This is a genomic window from Flammeovirga yaeyamensis, assembly GCF_018736045.1.
Classification (GTDB): domain Bacteria; phylum Bacteroidota; class Bacteroidia; order Cytophagales; family Flammeovirgaceae; genus Flammeovirga; species Flammeovirga yaeyamensis.
In genome coordinates this window covers 4,798,299-4,817,595 of the sequence record NZ_CP076132.1, presented here as the reverse complement: position 1 = coordinate 4,817,595, position 19,297 = coordinate 4,798,299, and the positions used below count along the sequence as shown (strand labels likewise).

The window sequence follows — 19,297 nt, the reverse complement described above, 5'->3', positions numbered from 1 at the left end:
CTCAATAGTTGAGATGGGGTAGAAATTCTTTTGTTTTACTTCAAAAAAATTATTCTTCCCCGTGAGGTTTGCCGATAGTCGCTAATATGCCACCATCCACATAAATCACTTGTCCGTTAACAAAATCGGATGCTTGTGAGGAAAGGAATACTGCTGCTCCTGCTAAATCAGATGGATCTCCCCATTTTCCTGCAGGAGTACGGTTAATAATAAATTCGTTAAAAGGATGTCCGTCAACACGGATAGGTTCTGTTTGTGAAGTTGCAAAATAACCTGGTCCAATTCCATTCACCTGAATATTGTATTTCGCCCATTCTGTCGCCAAGTTTCTCGTAAGCATTTTTAACCCACCTTTTGCAGAAGCATAGGCACTCACACTATTTCTGCCCAACTCACTCATCATCGAACACATGTTGATGATCTTTCCACTTCCTCTTTTAACCATGCCTTGAGCCACATATTTTGACATAATGAATGGACCTATCAGGTCAATATTAATTACTTGTCTGAAGTCTGCAACATTCATTTCTAGTGCCGGAGTTCTTTTAATAATACCAGCGTTATTCACTAAAATATCAATGCCTCCAACTTCAAGTTCTATGGAAGCAATAGCTGCTTTTACTTGTTCTTCTTTGGTAACATCAAAAGTGTAAGGTTTTACTTCGATGCCGTTGCTTTTATATTCTTCTACAGCATTTGCTAATTTATCTTCAAATACATCGTTAATCACGATTTGTGCACCGGCCTTTGCTAAACCTGTTGCTATCGCCATTCCTAACCCGTGTGTTCCTCCCGTAACTAGAGCTACTTTTCCTTCAAGATTAAATGATTGTATCATACTATGTTATAATTATTGGTTTGAAATAAATTGAAAGAAGCCACAACGAACCTTATATCCTGTCCATTGTTCAAAGTTTTGTTTGTTAGTTAGTTTAGAAAAGTTGTTGTGGCCTTCTTCACTTCAGTTAATAGAATACTTGATAATATTCGATATATAATTTTTAGTTGGTTATCTTAAATCTGTGATGGCAATCTTGTCCATGTCATCATAATCCAAGTTCTCACCTGCCATACCCCAAATGAAAGTATAGCTACTTGTACCTGCTCCAGAGTGCATTGACCATACCGGAGAAATCACTGCTTGATGGTTGTGCATCCAAATGTGTCTAGATTCCTCTTTCTGTCCCATAAAGTGACAAATCGCTTGATCTTCTGGCAACTCAAAATAGAAATACACTTCCATTCTTCTGTCGTGAACATGACCAGGCATAGTGTTCCAAACACTACCCGATTTTAACTCCGTCATACCCATTTGTAACTGACAAGTGTCCACCACTGAGTTAACTAACAGCTTGTTGATAATTCTATGGTTGGAAGTTTCTGGAGAACCTAATTCTACTCTTTCTGCTTCTTCGCTTGTTACTTTCTTTGTAGGGAACGTTTTGTGAGCAGGAGTAGAGTTTAAATAGAAAGCAGCAGGAGCAGATGAATCGATACTTTTAAAAGTGACATTCTTAACACCTCGACCTAAGTATAAAGCTTCTTTAAAGTCTAAAGTATATGTATCTCCATCGGCCATTACGATACCTTTTCCACCTACATTGACAATACCTAATTCTCTTCTTTCTAAGAAATAATCTGCTTTTAACGGATCAATAGGCTGAAGTTCTAATGTATTGTAAACGGGTTTAGCACCCCCTGTAATGTATCTATCCTCATGAGAATACGTCAGACAAATTTCTTCGTCCTCAAATATCTTCTCGATTAAAAATTGCTCTCTTAATTGTTGAGTGTCATACTTTTTTGCATCCGCTGGATGAACTGAATATCTGCTTTCGTGTTTCATCTTACATACTTTTGATAAAATACAATCGATTGCACAATTTGTATTTAAAAAAACCATAGTTTATGGTTTGAATGAGGGCAAAATACAAAGTGTCGATGTATAAATAATGAATTTGATTTCATATAAATACAATCGATTGCACTTAATTTTTAATTAAAAGCCATCGATATGGCTGTTTTGATGTTGTAATATTACAAATAATTGATTTACAATTCCAAATTTATGCAATAAAAAATGCAATCGATTGTATTTTTTGATATAAACTACCATATTCGTATTCAGTATTCATACAAATAATTTGATATCAAATAGAGGATTAGGCTTTTAATGATATCCTATATTCTTCATTAGATTTTACTGAAAGTTATTTTTCATTATCATCTTATGATTAAGTTTGTAAAGCAATTAGACTTTAAAATAGACTACCTGTATTCATGGAGTTAAAAAAATCGGTGACCATACATGATATTGCAAAGGCGTTGAATATCAATAGTTCTACTGTTTCTAGAGCATTGAACGACAACCCTAGAGTATCCGCTAAGACTAAAAAGTTAGTACACGATAAGGCCAAAGAAATGCATTATCAGTACAACTCTTTGGCTTCTAATCTTAGAACACAAAAATCGAATACCATTGGTATTATTGTTCCTCATATCACAAAACATTTTTTCTCTACTGCCATTAGTGGTATAGAAGAAGAGGCACATAAAGCAGGATACAATGTCATTATTTGTCAATCGAAAGATTCAGAACAGTTAGAAGCTAAAAACATCAATACATTATTATCCAGTAGAGTGGATGGTATTTTAATCTCGCCTGCAATAAAGACCACTACGGTGCAACATATTCAAAAGGCAATGGATAGAAATGTGCCCATCTTTTTCTTCGATAGATATATTGATGAGATCAATACAACAAGAGTCATTACCAACGATAGAGCAACTTCTAAGGAGTTGACCCTTCATCTCCTTTCTCAAAATATAAATAAGCTAGCAGTACTAACAGGAGATACTTCTGTAAGTATTTATGAAAATAGGGTAAAAGGAATTTACGATGCGTTCCAACAATCGGGATGGAATACCGAGAGTCGATTAATTCTGCAGCAAATAAAATTAGATGTGGATGACGCATATACAGCCATCAATAAATGGTTGGATGAAAATGTAGAATTTGATGCCGTGTTCGGTATGAATGATATGGCTGCTATCGGTTCTCAAAAAGCCTTACAAGAAAGAGGTTTTAGAATTCCAGAAGATGTTATTGTTGCTGGTTTTAGTAACGAACCCATTTCGAAACTAGTGAGCCCTCCTATAACAACAGTTCATCAACCTGCCATGGAAATAGGTAAGTTGGCGGCGAAGAAAATGATCAATCATATTGAAGAAAAAGACAAAAGTTTGTTAGCTTCTGAAACTGCAGTTTTAGAAAGTCATTTAATTATTCGCACTTCATCACAAAGAAATAAGTGATAAAAAACCGTGTTATTGCATACGTTTAGGCTGTTTGTACGATTTTACCCCCTTTTTGGGACACTCATTTTTTTAGTTGCTTCTACATTTAAACACTTATTTGTCATTTTTACACTTAATGAAATGAAATAAGTAAGGCCATTGTTGGTTTAATAATCAAGTATTTAAACCTCCAGTAAGTCTTGGAACAATCAGCAATGTATTAAATGAATTATTACACCTAAACGTTACAACACAATGTTTAAAACTAACTTAGAACGTCAATTCGATTCGTTCTTATCATTTGCTACACGACAACTACCTTATCTACTAATTACATTCCTATGTAGCATCAGTATGAATGTACAAGCAGCAACTATCAACGTGAGTAACTCTCAACAACTCATTGATGCTTTAAAAAATGCATCTCCGGGAGATGAAATCGTTTTGGCTAGTGGCACCTATACCACCACCGCCTCCACTTATTACTATCCTTTGGCTAGTTATTACTCTGGAATTGATAGCGATATCGCTTCCCGAACCGCCTATTTTAGAGGGACACAGAATAACATTACGCTAAGAAGTAGTAATCCTTCTAATCCAGCCGTTTTAGCCGGAGCCGATTGGAATGCTGATGGCTATGTTTTACATGTTACCGGAAGTAACTGGACGATTAAAGATTTAAAAATTCGTACGGGAGCCAAAGGTTTAATCTTGGATAACTCTAGCAATTCACTGATTCAAAATGTGGAAATTTATGATATCGGGCAAGAAGGTTTGCATATCCGAGACCATTCTCACGACTGCGTTGTGGATAACATTTTTATTCATGATGTTGGAAAGAAAAACGATGGGTTTGGCGAAGGCATCTACATTGGATCTGACAATTCTGTATGGTGGGAAGGTAATGGCTCGGATACAGGTGAAAAAGGAAAACGTTACAGAAGAGCTTGCCACAACACATTGGTAAAAAACAGTACTTTTGGACCAAATATAACGGCTGAACCTGTTGAGATTAAAGAGGGCTCTGAGAACACGATTGTCGAAAATTGTATTATTAGAGGTACTGGTATTTCAGGTTCCAACTTTGCCGATAGTCATTTAGATATTAAAGGTACGTACACCAAAATTCGAAATAATACTTTTTATCAAGATGGTAACGGTACCATTGATCAGTCGATTATGATTGTACCAAGACAAAGTGCCGGTGTTGCTCAACAATATACAGCACACGATAACTACATTTATGGAAATACTTTTGAACTAAGTTCTAGTGGTGTCGAAGTGGCGGTGGCCAACAATGGATCGGAAGATATTTATGCTTGGAACAACACGCGTATTCCATCGAGTGGTAATTATTATAATAGCAGAGTAAATGATTTTGAACCTTCGGTGATTAAAAATGGAACAGGAGCAAAGGGATCCTCTTGTCATATCGCTACTCCAGAAAGAGGATATGAAGTAGCTGGGGAAAGTGGAAGTTTTACTTTCGAGATCATTACAGAAGAAGGTTTTACGGTAAGTACTGATCAAAGTTGGATGACTGCTTCAAGAAGTGGAAATACGATAACAGTGACTTATAATGCAAACTCAAGTGGTAATACCCGATCTGGTCGTGTAAATATCAATGGCTGTTTAGATACTTATGTAACTATTGATCAAACAACGGGAAGCGGACCTGTTTGTACATTGGAATTGAATTCGAGTACAGTGTCTTTTACCGAAAGTGCGGGATCTGTTAATATTGCAGTGACTACTTCTGAGACGTTCTCAGTAAGTGATAATCAATCTTGGATTACGGCATCAAAAAGTGGGGATAACGTAGTAATTAATGTAACTGAAAACACAGGTTCAACAGAAAGATCGGGTACAGTAACAGTAAGTGGTTGTGAAACAAAAACTATTTCGGTAACTCAATCAGGTACTGCTACAACTTGTTCTCTGAGTGTATCATCAAGTAGTTTGAGTTTTTCTGATGCAGCCGGAAATAATACGGTCAACGTGACATCAACAGAAAGCTTTACAGCAAGTTCATCTCAAAGCTGGATATCAACATCAATTAGTGGAAATGTAATTACGGTAAGTGTGAGTGCAAATTCTTCTTCCTCTGCTAGAAATGGATCTGTAGTAGTGAATGGCTGTCAGTCGAAAACAATTTCAGTAGCTCAATCTGCGGGATCATCTTCTGGAGGAGGAAGCACAATCACTGTTACTGATGATGCTTATGTTAGAGAGGACAAACCAAATAATAATTACGGGTCGGCAACATCGGTGCGTACAGAAAAAATCTCTAGCGAAGATCAGGAAGGATACTTGAAATTTAATCTATCGGGTCTTTCTTCCTCTTCAATTAATGTGGCAAAATTGAGAGTATATCCTTATTCAGGTAGAGGAGTGAACAACAGTTTGCATGTTGGTAATTCTAACTCTTGGTCAGAATCTAATATCACTTGGTCGAATAAACCTTCTTATGGTTCTACGATTGCTACTTGGTACATTAACGACGATGATCAGTATTTCTATATTGATATTACTAGTCAGGTAAAATCGAATGCAGGTGGAAATTTAACGCTGGTCATTACCGGAGCATCTCAAGATGATATTAGATACAGAAGTAAAGAATCGGGTAATAATGCAGCCGTTATCTTAATTAATGATGACGCAAGCAATACACGTCAGCTAAATTCTTCGATTTCTTTAAATGGAGATTTGGAAGAGGAGTTGATGAATATCTATCCTAACCCTATTTCTTCGTCGATCTTGAAAATAGTGGGTACAGTAGAGCCAATTCTTATTTTTAATATCCAAGGAGAGAAATTGATAGAAACGACATCAAAAAGTATTGACGTATCTGAATTGTCTCCTGGATTTTATATTGTAAGATCTGGTAATCAAGTGAAAAAATTAATAAAGAAATAAAAGAAGCTAAAATCAAAATTACTTTTTAAGAAGGTGATGGAGTAACTGCTGTTAGTTATTCCTCATCTTCTATTTGTTTGTAAAAGGAATAATAAAATGTACTATGTTATTTATTCGTTGGATTATTTGACTTTTAATTCGTTCTTATTTTTATTAATTTAACAAAGTATTGAACGACTACTAACACTATAAAATACAACGAATTAAAAAATGAGATGTAATTTTTTTGTCAGTAAATGACAGGACTTAAACTACTCAACTTATGTTTGTTATCAACATCAATTTTTTGAATAGAGGAAAATATATACTCGAATTGCTACAATTTTTTCTCTTCTTATCTTATTTAAAACAACAAATTTACTACTAACATTTACTGCGTTTTACGCTTACTCTTTGATTGGAATTATAAGAACAACACGATGAAGAATTGGACTATTACATTTTTTATATGGCTTTCTGTCTTACCGTATGTTTTTTCGCAAGCTTTACCAAAAAGACTACAATTCGACTATTTAAACACTAAAGACGGATTGTCTCAAAGCAATGCAATCACTTTACTAGAAGATCATCAAGGTCAGATATGGGTGGGGACTAGAGATGGATTGAATCGTTATGATGGTAAAAAGATCGATATTTTTAGAAATGATCCTCAAAATCCAAATACCCTAAGCAATAGCGATATTTTAGATTTAGCATTGGATAATCATGTAGGGATTTGGGTAGGAACTTATCACGGCTTAAATCATTTTGATTATCAGACAAGAAAGGTGACTAGATATTTATCTGGCCCATCAGATTCTGACCAATTATCGAATAATACAGTTAGGTCGGTAGCGACATTAAAGAATGGAAAAGTATTAGTGGGCACACGAGATGGATTGAATATTTTAGATCCTAAAACTGGGAGATTCACTAAGTTTTTTCATAAAGACAATGACGAAAGCAGTCTGCCTGATAATCACGTATTCAAAATATATGTTGGTAAAGACGAAACAGTATGGATAGGTACAGCCAAAGGGTTGTGTATTTTACATCAAAAAGGAGAAGATTATTATTTTGAGCAAATAAAACCACTTAAAGGGAAGCAGCTATTTGTGCAAGAGATCATTTCAAGTTCATCGAATGCTACTTGGATAGGAACGAAAGAAAATGGTTTAATACAATTGGACGAAAATCGTCGATTCGTCAAGCAGTTTAAAGAAGAAAACAGCGATTTCTCAAATAATAATGTAAGAGCAATGACCTTCGATCAGGAAGGTAGACTTTGGGTTGGAACGTATAATGGTTTAAATATTATCACTCCTAACCAACAGCTCATAACGGCTTATGCCTCTTATTATATATCAAATGATTTGTCTGGAAACAAGATAAAAAGTTTGCATTGCTCCAAAGACGGAACGGTTTGGATTGGTACCTATTACAGTGGAGTGAACACTTGGAATGCGAGAAATTTTAATTTCAACTTCATCAATCAGACAACCACAAATAATCGATTGGTTCATAATGTTATCAGTTCAATAGAAGAACATAATGGCGTTTTTTATTTTGGAACGGAAGGGCTTGGATATATATCGTGGGATAAAACAAAAGATCAGTTTAAAAACCTGAATGTAAAAAACTCTTCTTTAAAGAGTAATTACATCAAATGTCTGAAGGTAGATCCGTACAGAAATGAGTTATGGGTGTGTACTTTGGATAGTGGGATTGTCATTTTAGATGCTCAAAACAACAAGAAAAAGCTGATATTAAATCAAAAATCTGGATTAAGTCATAATGCGGTTTATGATGTTGCACAATACGATAAGGACCATTGGTGGATCGCAACTTTTGGAGGTGGTCTGAATTTATACAACCGTAAAACGAGAAAAGTAGAATTCAATATTCAAACTAAAAATAGTCAGCTTTCCGATGATATGATTCGTACAATGTTGGTCGATGCAGACAAGAATTTATGGTTGGGAACACAAACAGGATTGACGTATTTAGAGATTAATTCGAAGACCTTTGAAGTGACTTCTTCAGCACAGTATTTTGTGGATGATAAGAAAGGGATGAGTGCTGACGTTATCGAAATATTTCAAAGTAAAAAAGGCACAATTTACGTTGGTACAAGAGAATTGGGCATGCACCAACTCATTGATGATCATTTCGAATTTATCGATTTGTTTGCTAACCTTTCAGCATCAAGTCAATATATACATGCTATTGAAGAAGATAATAATGGTACATTATGGATCAGTTCCAATAATGGAATTATGAGTTATGCACCTCAAACTGGAACTAAGAAAATCTATCAGGAAGCCGATGGACTGATCTCCAAAGGGTTCAATAATAAGGCATCTCTTAAAAGTACAGACGGTTTGATGTACTTTGCGGGGCCAACCGGAATTATTCAATTTGATCCAGAAGCATTTCTGGAAAATAAATATGCACCATCTGTACAACTGAACGATCTATGGGTCAATAATCAGTTGGTACTTCCGAACGATTCTACGCATATTTTATCTCAAACATTAGATCAGACTCAAAAAGTGATTTTGAATTATGATCAATCCAACTTTACGATCGACTTTGCTTTTGGTAGTTATGTCAACTCCGATAAAAATCAGTTTGTCTACCGCATAAAAGGGCTAGACGATCAGTGGAAATTTACGAATGATTATAAGGCGAATTTTACAATCCAACAGGCAGGGAATTATGAGTTTCAGATTAAAGGAGTGAATAACGATGGATTTGAAAGTGAACATTTAAAAGTACTGAAGATACAAGTTCGACCTGCGCCTTGGCTTTCACCTTGGGCTTTAATTCTTTATGGCTGTTTGATAATTCTTGTGGCTATTATTGTCTTTTTGGTAATGAAAAGACAAACTAGTTTACAATATAAGCTAGAGTTAAATCGTAAAATCAATCAACAGGAACAAGAGGTCAATAAGAGTAAGCTACAGTTTTTTACCAATATTTCTCATGAATTTAGAACACCACTTACTTTAATTTTAGGTACGTTAGAGCAGATTATTTCAGATTATCAGGGAAGCAGTCAGGTGTATAAAAAGCTGACAATTATGCAGAGAAATACCCAACAATTAATGAAGCTGATTAATCAGTTAATGGACTTCAGAAAACTGGAAAATGATAAGTTGAAGTTAGAGGTTGTTGAAGGGAATATTGTTGTATTTACAAAGTCTATTTTTCAGTCTTTCCAATCGATGGCTACCAAGGGAAATTATCAATATATTTTTGAGAGTAGTAAAGAAAGTATTTCGGTGTTTTATGATCCTCATAAGTTAGAAAGGGTAATGTATAATTTACTGTCTAATGCTTTTAAATACACTCCTCATAATGAAAAAATCGAAGTGAAGATCTCTGAGGAAGAACATCAAATAAAAATTTCGATATCGGATACTGGAGAAGGTTTTCCATCAGAGTTTAAAGAGAAAATATTCGATCGCTTTTATCAGATTTCAAAAGAACTGAGAAAAAATCAGAAAAACTATGGAACAGGTTTGGGACTAGCGATCTCGAAGAACATTATTGAATTGCATCAAGGTGAATTACAAGTAGAAAGCGAAGAAGGGAAAGGAAGTTGTTTTACTATTCTCCTTCAAAAAGGAAATGATCATTTTGAGATGGAGGATTTGGATAGAGAAACACCAACTCAGCTTTATCCGATGGTCGCAGATTATACAGAAGAAAAGAAACACGGTATTAATGTAGATCAGATAGTTAAAGTGAAGGAAAAGCAAACTTTATTAGTGGTAGAGGATAACATTGAGGTAAGAAATTTTATTGTCGAACTTTTACTATCAGAATACAACATCATAGAAGCAGAAAATGGAGAGAAAGGCATTGAGGCTGTAAAAGAAAACGCAATTGATTTAATTATTAGTGATGTAATGATGCCGGAAATGGATGGCATTACTATGTGTAAGCATTTAAAAACCAATGTAAAAACGAGTCATATTCCAATTATTCTACTCACAGCAAGAACTGCAGAACAATACAAACATGAAGGATTAGAAATTGGGGCAGATGAATATCTCAATAAACCATTCAATGTACAAGAACTCAAGCTAAAAGTGAGAAACTTATTGCGTTTTGTAGATCAATTGAAAATCAAATTCAAAGAAGAAAATGTAATTCGTCCCAGTGAGATTACATTATCTTCTGTAGACGAGGAACTTCTTGATAAAGCCATTTCGATTATTGACGAAAACATAGAAAATCAATTTTTTAATGTAGAACAGTTCGGCGAAGATCTTGGATTGAGTAGAACGATGTTGTTTACGAAAATAAAGATGTGGACCGGACTAACTCCCAACGAATTTATTCTTTCTATGCGCATGAAAAGGGCTGCACAATTGATAGAACAGAATAAAATCAACATATCACAAATCTGTTATAAAGTTGGATTTAAGGATCCGAAGTATTTTTCAAAATCATTTAAGAAATATCATGGTTGTACACCAACAGCATATGGTAAAAAATTTCAAGAAAATGTCGAGATAGAGCCATAAGAGGACATTTTGTATGATTTTACCCCCTTTTTGGGACGATTTTGAGTGTAGAGACCCCTTACTTGCCTCAAAATTATCAAGTGTTGTTATGACGTTTTTACTAAAAAACGGTATGATCAATGAAATGAAACTATTACAAATTTTACACAACATCTGACTTGATAGTTCTATACATTTTTTAGAACCTAAACTAAGTATTATGAGATTGAAAAATCTATTTTTAAGAATTCGCTACTTCTCTTTCTCTTTCTGCTTATTGATGTACATGAATACAGCATTTGCACAAACAGGAGAGAAAAAAGTAATTACAGGAACAATTACATCGGAGGAAGATGGAATGGGTTTCCCAGGGGCATCTATTGTTATTGAAGGAACAAGTAATGGTGTGGTTTCCAGAATGGATGGAGGTTACACAATTGAAGCAACAAGTAACGATGTATTGGTGGTTTCATTTATAGGATTTCAAACACAGAAAATACCTGTTGGAACCCGTTCTGTTATCGACATCGCACTACCTATCGAAGTGGAATCTTTAGAAGAAGTGGTGGTTGTGGGTTACGGTGCTGTACGTAAAAGTGATGTATCCGGCTCAGTTGCTTCTGTAAAATCAGAAGACCTTGCAGCGTTCCCGGTATCATCTGCAGTAGAAGGACTTCAAGGTAGAGCGCCAGGTGTTCAGATTCAATCTGCCAATGGTGGTCAGCCAGGATCTGGTTTTAACATTAAAGTAAGAGGGGGAACTTCGATCAACGCAAGTAGTAATCCTCTAATTGTAGTTGATGGTTTTGTGGGTGCTGAAATGCCACCTGCAGAGGACATTGCTTCTATGGAGATCTTAAAAGACGCATCTTCTACAGCTATTTATGGATCGAGAGGTGCAAATGGTGTGATCTTGATTTCGACAAAAACAGGTGAGTCAGGTAAAGTAAAAGTAGATATCAATACTTCTTATACAACTCAACAAGCATCAAATAGATTGGACTTATTGGATGGTCAACAATTTGCTAGCTATATCAACGATATTCAAGCTTACGAATACGGTGGAGCAAATACGAATTGGCAAGACGAGGTGTATCAAAACGGAGGTATTTCCAACACACAAGTTTCTATCAGTGGTGGTTCAGAAAACGTGAAATACTATGTCTCAGGAACTTACTTTGATCAAAAAGGTATTATCAATAATTCTGGTTTTAAAAGATACTCTGTCAACAGTAATGTTAATGCAAAGCTGAACAACTGGATAAAGGCTGGTGTTAGTGTTTACACAAGAAGAGGTACAACTAACGGTGTAAGAACACAAGAAAATACAGGTGGATCGGGTAGTGCAGGTGTTATTGGATCGATGGTAAGATTTAACCCCGATTTAGGTATTTATGATGAGAACGGTGTGTATACTATTTCAACAGTAGGAGATGATATTGACAATCCTGTTGCTATGATGAATGAATATCAAAGGGAAAGAGTGGTAGACCGTTTACAATCGAACTCGTATTTTGATTTTGCTTTCACAAATTGGTTAAGCTTTAAAACAACTTTAGGACTAGGTGTAACTAACAGTAGAGAAGGCGAATATTGGCCAACTACTTTATTGAAAGGTGATAATGCCAAAGGTTTAGCAGGTATTGACAATAGCAAAGCATCTACCTTCTTAACAGAGAACTATTTTACTATCAAAAAAGAAACTGATAATCATCGATTGAACTGGGTAAATGGTTATTCCTATCAAAAAGATTCTAGAGAAACAATGACTGCTTCCGCTCAAAATATGATCTCTAATTCAAGTAGCTGGTGGGCATTACAACAGGGGGGTATCACAAACCCATCATCATCAGCTTTAACAGAAGCAAGCCTAATGTCGTTCTACTCTAGAGCCAACTATACATTAAAAAATAGATATGTATTTACGGTAACAGCAAGATATGATGGTGCTTCGAACTTTGCAGAAAATCATAAATGGGCATTTTTCCCATCAGCAGCAGTAGCTTGGGATATCAACAATGAGTCGTTCATGCAAGATTTAGATAAATTCTCTGAGTTCAAATTAAGAGCTAGTTATGGTATTTCTGGTAATCAAGCCATCGATCCGTATCAATCATTAGCTCGTTTGGATGCGACTTACTCCATTGATCCAGGACAGAATGCATTGAAGATCGGTAACTTCGCTTCTCCTGATCTTACATGGGAAACGACTTCTCAAGTAGACGTTGGTTTAGACGTAGGAATTTTCAATGGTAGATTAACGCTTTCTGCAGATTACTATGATAAAAACACAAGCGACTTATTATTCTTCAGACAACTTCCTACAGTAGCAGGTTTAAAAGGTCAGTTACAAAACGTAGGTGAGGTAAATAACTCTGGATTCGAAATCATGTTACGTACAAATAACTTTGTAGGCGATTTTGAATGGGATACTGAGTTTGTCTTCTCTCGTAACCGTAATGAAGTTCTTTCATTGCCAGATTCCACAGAATTCTATGGTAACTCACCAGAACATATGTTGTTGGGTGATGACACACAGTTATTAGTAGAAGGTCAGCCGGTAGGAGTATTCTATGGTTACAGATACTTAGGGGTGTACCAAGAAGGTGACGATTTTGTTCCTGGTTCAGGTTTTGAAACAGAGGCAGGTGGCGAGCGTTTTGCCGACTTAAATGGGGATGGTGAATTGACAGCAGAGGATAGAGAAATCATAGGCGATCCAAACCCAGATTTCACATGGTCATTAAACAACAGCTTTAGATACAAGAATTTTGATTTGAATATTTTCATCCAAGGGGTGCACGGTCAGGATATGATCAGTTATACACACATGGAATTGGAAACACTTTCAGGAAAAGGTAATTCAACAACAAATGCTTTAAACCGTTGGACTCCAAATAACACCAACACAGATGTTCCTAAAGCAAACGGTAGCCGTCCATACAGAATGTCAGATCGTTTCATTTATGATGCTAGCTTCATCCGTTTAAAAAACATTGCTTTAGGTTATAATTTCCCTAAGACGCTAACAAGTAAGATGAAAGTCAGATCATTAAGGGTGTATGCAAGTGCTCAGAACTTACTAACATTTACTGATTATCCTGGTTTAGATCCGGAAGTAGGTTACGGTAGTGGAAGCAATACAAATAGAAACTTAGGAGCAGACTATGCGAGTTATCCTAATGTAAAAGGATATACTTTCGGAATAAACGTTGGACTTTAATCTTTACTTAAAATCAAGTTAAAATGAAAAACAAATTTATATATACCATCTTACTGTCCATCGGAATGTTGATGAGTAATTCATGCGACAGTTTGGAAGAAAAGCCAGTAGGGGTGTTATCGCCATCAGAAGTATTTAGTACACCTGCAGATTTGATGTTAAGTGTAAACGGCGGATATTCTTTATTGGGTCACGAAGCATTTTGGGGTAGAAAGCTTTCTCTTACATTGTTGTTGAGAGGTGATATGGCCACTATTGCAGATGAAGGTACTTCAGCAAGAAGACAAGAAGTTGATAAAATGACAATGAGTGCCAATAACGGTATGGTAAGTGCTTTTTGGCCAAAAGGTTTTGAGATTATTGGAGCTGTAAATGTTGCTATTGAAGGGGCGAAAGAATTGAATGGAGATGAAGCGGAAATCAACGAGATTGTAGCAGAAGCTTATTTCTTGAGAGCCTTTGTGTATTATCAGTTTGTTCGATTATTTGGCAATATTCCACATGTAGGTCAAAGTATTGAAAGTGCAGATCATGCATACAATATGTCAGAGCAACCGGAAGCAGAAATATATGCTGAAATCATCGAAGATTTAGAATTTGCAAAACAATGGCTACCTGATCAAGCAAGACAAAGATCACGTCCAAGTAAAGGAACTGCAGCTAGTTTCTTAGCGTCAGTATATTTAACGTTAGGTGACTATCAAAAATCATACGACGAAGCAAAATATGTGATCGATAACAGTGGTACATTTGGTTACAACTTAGAAGGTGAATTTGCCGACTTATTTGATCCATCAATTGCCGAAGCTTCTAATGAGGTAGTTTTCGAAATTGATTTCAAAGGTGGTGATGGTGCAGGTGTACCTTCTGAATTAGGAGGATCTAATGCCGCAACAGATTTTATGGCTCCTGTAACTGGGCCAAGAAAAGATACTCGTTTTGGATATGATGGATGGAGTGTAACATCACCTACATTAAAAGTATTTGAGACTTGGGATACGAGAGACTACCGTCGTACAGTAAGTTTTGATACTGTAATTGTAGGAGCAGATGGAGCAGAAGTTCCATATACCAACTTTGTATCATTGGATGATAGAAACCGTAATCGTCCATACATAGCAAAATATTTTAGAGCTAATGGTCAGGCAGGTACACCTGTAGGAAGAAACGGTAGAGATTCTGAAATCGATTATTCTGTGATGCGTTATGCTGAAGTACTTTTAACTGCCGCTGAGGCGTTAAACGAAATCAGTGGACCGACAGCAGAGGCACAAGGTTATATTAATAGCGTGCGTGAGCGTGCAAGAAGAGAGTTGGATGAAGATGCTACAAACGATAGTATGTATCCAATGAATGTATCAGGAGGCCTTTCAAAAGAGGATTTTAGAACAGTTGTTTTGGAAGAAAGACGATTGGAATTGGCTTTTGAGTTTGGTAGATGGTTTGACATCAAAAGGAGACAGTTGGGTGAAGAAGCTTTTGGACCAAATGGATTGGAACAACAAGCATTTGATCCATCAAAAGATTACCTAATGCCTAAATATCAACAAGATGTTGATAGAATGCCAAACCTAACACAGAATCCTGGATACTAGAAATCTATGAATTATTTAAAATGCTTTATTGGCGTTTTGCTGTTCGGATGTACGGCACGGAACAGTATTGTGGAAAGAGGTGATTCAGCAGAAAGACAAGAGCATTATAAAGTATGGAGTCCGAGCGTTAACGCTCGAATTCCTACTTTTCTAAACTTCAAAGCTGATTCTTTGGGCTTTCCACGAAGCCTAGAAAAAGATGGGGTTACCAGAGGTAGACCATCAAGAGATTGGACCAGTGGTTTTTATCCTGGCTCTTTGATTCAATTGTATCATATTACCGATGATTCTACTTTTCTATTGCACGCCGATCAATGGCTTCCTTATATGGAAAGAGAGCAATGGAATGATGGTACACACGATATGGGATTTAAGGTCTATTGTAGCGTTGGAGAAGCCTACAAAGTGTCTAAAGATCCACATTTAAAGAAGGTATTATTGCAGAGTGCTAAAACGTTGAGTACTCGTTTTAACCCAGAAGTGGGGTGTATAAAATCATGGGATTTCGGACAAGACCGTTGGACTTTCCCAGTGATTATTGATAATATGATGAACTTGGAGTTATTGTTTGAGGCTTCTATATTATCAGGGGATTCAACATATCATAAAATGGCTGTTTCTCATGCGGAGAAAACCATGCAAAACCATTATCGTGAAGATTATAGTTGTTATCATGTAATTGATTACGACCCTGAAAATGGGAAAGTACAAAATGAATTAACGCATCAAGGTATTAATGTAAATTCGGTTTGGTCGAGAGGACAAGGTTGGGGATTGTATGGGTTTACCATGTGTTACCGATATACGACTGACGAAAGGTTCTTAGATCAAGCAAAGAATATTGCAGAATTCATCATGAATCAGCCCAATATGCCGAAGGATAAAATTCCTTATTGGGATATGCACGATCCTAAGATTCCGGAGACTTACAGAGACGCATCGTCGGGAGCAATTTACGCCTCAGCTTTGTATGAGTTATACACTTATACTCAAGACGAGAGATATGTAGAATATGCGGATGATATTTTGGCTGCACTGGGTAGTAAAAACTATGTGCTACCAAACAACGTTAAAGCACCTTTCCTTCTAGATCATAGCACTGGCGATTGGCCTAAAAATGATGAGATAGATGTACCTATTTCTTATGCAGATTATTATTTCTTAGAAGCTGTAAAGCGAAGAGAATCTTTAAAATTAAATATATAACAAACGGGGTATCGATGGGACGTATATAGTTCCATCGGTCTCCACTATTCACCTTACCTCTTGATGAAAAATCTATTTTATCTGGTGTGTTTCTTCTTTCTAATTTCAACCCAATCAATTGATGCTAGAACGATAGAGAACATAAATAATGAATGGCAGTATTTAGAAAAGCCTTATCAAACTATCGAGCAATTGATGAATGATGATGAGTGGAAAGAAATCAACTTACCTCATTCTTGGAATTCGGAAGATGCCGTAGACTTAATTCCTGGCTACAGAAGATCTGTAAGCTGGTATAAAAAGGTATTAAAGTTCGAAGGGTTATCAGATAAAAGAAGATTTTTATACTTCGAGGGGGTGAACATTACCACAAAAGTATATGTAAATGGGACATTTGCAGGACGACATGTGGGAGGTTATTTAGGGTTTAAAATTGAACTGACAAAACTGCTAAAAGAGGGAGAAAACGAGGTAATTGTGAAGGTAGACAACAGTTACAATAGACAGGTTATCCCTTCTCAAAAATCAGATTTTTTTATATATGGAGGAATCACTAGAGATGTTTGGTTGGAGACAGTATCTCCCAATTTTATTGAAGATGTGAAAGTCACATTGGGAGATGTAAACCATAAGCAAGCCAATATTCAATTCGATATACAGTTAAACGAGCAAGAGCAACTAAACAATAGTTTAATTATTAAAGTGATAAATCCACAGGGGAATGTGGTAAAGACCATCAAAAGTAAGGTAAATCAAGTTGTGTGTGAAAAAGTAAAGATTAATCATCCTGAATTGTGGAGTACCACTTCCCCTAACTTATATACTGTATCAGTAGAACTTTTACATCAGAAAAAAGTCGTTGATACCACTTCAGATACTTTTGGTATACGATGGTTTGAGTTTACGAAAAATGGACCTTTCTACCTTAATGGTGAGCGATTACTGTTAAGAGGAACGCACAGGCATGAAGAACATGCAGGGGTTGGTCCGGCGATGACTAATGAAATGCATCGCGAGGACATGGAGATCATAAAAAGCATGGGAGCCAATTTTGTACGATTGGCCCATTATCCTCAAGATCCAGAAATTTACAAAGCATGCGATGAGTTGGGAATATTAGTTTGGGACGAATTGCCCTGGTGTAGAGGGGGTGTGGGTGATGATGTTTGGAAAAAGAATACCAAACAGATGTTGAAAGAGATTATTGATCAGAATTATAATCACCCTAGTATTATCATTTGGTCCTTAGGAAATGAGATCTATTGGCTTCCTGATTTCGAGGGAGGAGATGATGAAAAAGAAATGAATGCGTTTTTAACAGAGCTCAATGATTTATCACATCAGTTAGATCCAACAAGAAAGACGGCTATTAGAAAGTACTATGCGGGTGCATCTATTGTAGATGTATTTAGCCCTTCCATTTGGTCGGGTTGGTACAGTGGATCATATACCAATTATAAGAATGTAGTAGACAAATCTATTCAAGATTATAATCATTTTCTGCATATGGAATATGGCGGATCAAGTCATTTAGGCAGACACACAGAGACGCCAATTACTGGCGAAGGAAAAATTCAAGCTGATCATTGGGAAGAAGAGGTGAATCAATTGGAAGTAACCAGTATTTCTAAAATTGGCGATTGGAGTGAGAATTACATTGTAGATCTTTTCGATTGGTATTTAAGTGTGAGCGAAAAACATGATCAGTTTGCTGGAAGTGCTCAATGGGCTTTTAAAGATTTTGGAACACCGCTTCGACCTGAAAACGACATTCCTTATATCAACCAAAAAGGCTTGTTGGATCGAGCTGGAAATCCAAAAGATGCTTTTTATGTATTCAAAAGTTACTGGTCAGATGAACCATTCTCTTATATAGAATCTCATACTTGGACCGAAAGAAGTGGGATGAAAGGGAAGCCTAGAAATGTTTGTGTGTATAGTAACAACCAAGAAGTGGAGTTTTTTATTAATGGAGAAAGCCAAGGGAAAAAGAAAAGAGATCTAAAGAAGTTTCCTGCTTGTGGACTGAATTGGGACATTCAGTTTAACGAGGGAGAAAATCAGTTACTATCTATAGGTTATACCGATGGGAAAGAAGTATCGAGAGATTCTATGGTAGTGAATTATAGTTTTGAAAAGGCAGGAACACCGGTTGAACTTCAGTTAATAAGTCAACTACTTGATAATGGAAATTACTTAGTGACCGTCACTGCGAAAGATAAAGAAGGAAGAAGGTGTTTGGATTATGAAGAAAGAGTGTACTTCCAATGTTTATATGGAGGTGAGTTAATCAGAAACTTAGGAACGCCAACAGGAAGTGAATCCATCAAAATGGCCAATGGAAAAGCGGCAATAGAAGTAAAAGCTTATCCGGCATCAGAAAAGATTACAATGAGTGTATTGAACCAATATTTTAAAGGTTCATACCTAAATATAAATGTGAAAAAAGATATTTAAAGAAGGACAGATCATTTCATTTTTAAAGTTGAACGATAAGCCCATTAGTTTTTTTATAGTATAATTACACCCTATTTATTAAAAACCTCGAAAGGCAGGAATGCTTTTTC

General features: G+C 36.1%; 9 protein-coding genes. 7 read left to right on the top strand and 2 right to left on the bottom strand.

Translation table 11 applies throughout. The features are described 5' to 3' along the window. Nucleotides 1-49 precede the first annotated feature (49 nt). Nucleotides 50-838, bottom strand: coding sequence for a gluconate 5-dehydrogenase (locus KMW28_RS19185; protein WP_169665994.1), 789 nt, complete (start codon nucleotides 836-838; stop codon nucleotides 50-52). Between the two features lie 171 nt (nucleotides 839-1,009). Beyond that, nucleotides 1,010-1,846: a 5-dehydro-4-deoxy-D-glucuronate isomerase gene (gene kduI, locus KMW28_RS19180; RefSeq protein ID WP_169665995.1), complete on the bottom strand. Its 837-nt coding sequence runs from the start codon at nucleotides 1,844-1,846 to the stop codon at nucleotides 1,010-1,012. Between the two features lie 434 nt (nucleotides 1,847-2,280). Between kduI and KMW28_RS19175 the strand changes: the two genes are divergently transcribed. The 7 genes from KMW28_RS19175 (at nucleotide 2,281) to KMW28_RS19145 (ending at nucleotide 19,187) form a co-directional block, all read left to right on the top strand. After that, the gene (locus KMW28_RS19175; RefSeq protein WP_169665996.1) at nucleotides 2,281-3,315 is read left to right on the top strand and encodes a LacI family DNA-binding transcriptional regulator; all 1,035 of its coding nucleotides are present in this window, start codon (nucleotides 2,281-2,283) and stop codon (nucleotides 3,313-3,315) included. Between the two features lie 237 nt (nucleotides 3,316-3,552). Next, entirely contained in the window at nucleotides 3,553-6,213 is a 2,661-nt protein-coding gene (locus KMW28_RS28745) for a CBM96 family carbohydrate-binding protein (RefSeq protein WP_169665998.1), read from the top strand. Nucleotides 6,214-6,632: 419 nt separating this feature from the next. Continuing rightward, entirely contained in the window at nucleotides 6,633-10,727 is a 4,095-nt protein-coding gene (locus tag KMW28_RS19165; protein WP_169666000.1) for a hybrid sensor histidine kinase/response regulator transcription factor, read from the top strand. Nucleotides 10,728-10,926: 199 nt separating this feature from the next. Next, complete coding sequence (locus KMW28_RS19160; protein WP_169666002.1) at nucleotides 10,927-13,929, top strand: SusC/RagA family TonB-linked outer membrane protein; 3,003 nt, start codon at nucleotides 10,927-10,929, stop codon at nucleotides 13,927-13,929. 23 nt (nucleotides 13,930-13,952) lie between these two features. Beyond that, complete coding sequence (locus tag KMW28_RS19155; protein WP_169666004.1) at nucleotides 13,953-15,524, top strand: RagB/SusD family nutrient uptake outer membrane protein; 1,572 nt, start codon at nucleotides 13,953-13,955, stop codon at nucleotides 15,522-15,524. Nucleotides 15,525-15,530: 6 nt separating this feature from the next. Beyond that, entirely contained in the window at nucleotides 15,531-16,730 is a 1,200-nt protein-coding gene (locus KMW28_RS19150; RefSeq protein ID WP_169666006.1) for a glycoside hydrolase family 88 protein, read from the top strand. Nucleotides 16,731-16,793: 63 nt separating this feature from the next. After that, the gene (locus KMW28_RS19145; protein ID WP_169666007.1) at nucleotides 16,794-19,187 is read left to right on the top strand and encodes a glycoside hydrolase family 2 protein; all 2,394 of its coding nucleotides are present in this window, start codon (nucleotides 16,794-16,796) and stop codon (nucleotides 19,185-19,187) included. Nucleotides 19,188-19,297 lie beyond the last annotated feature (110 nt).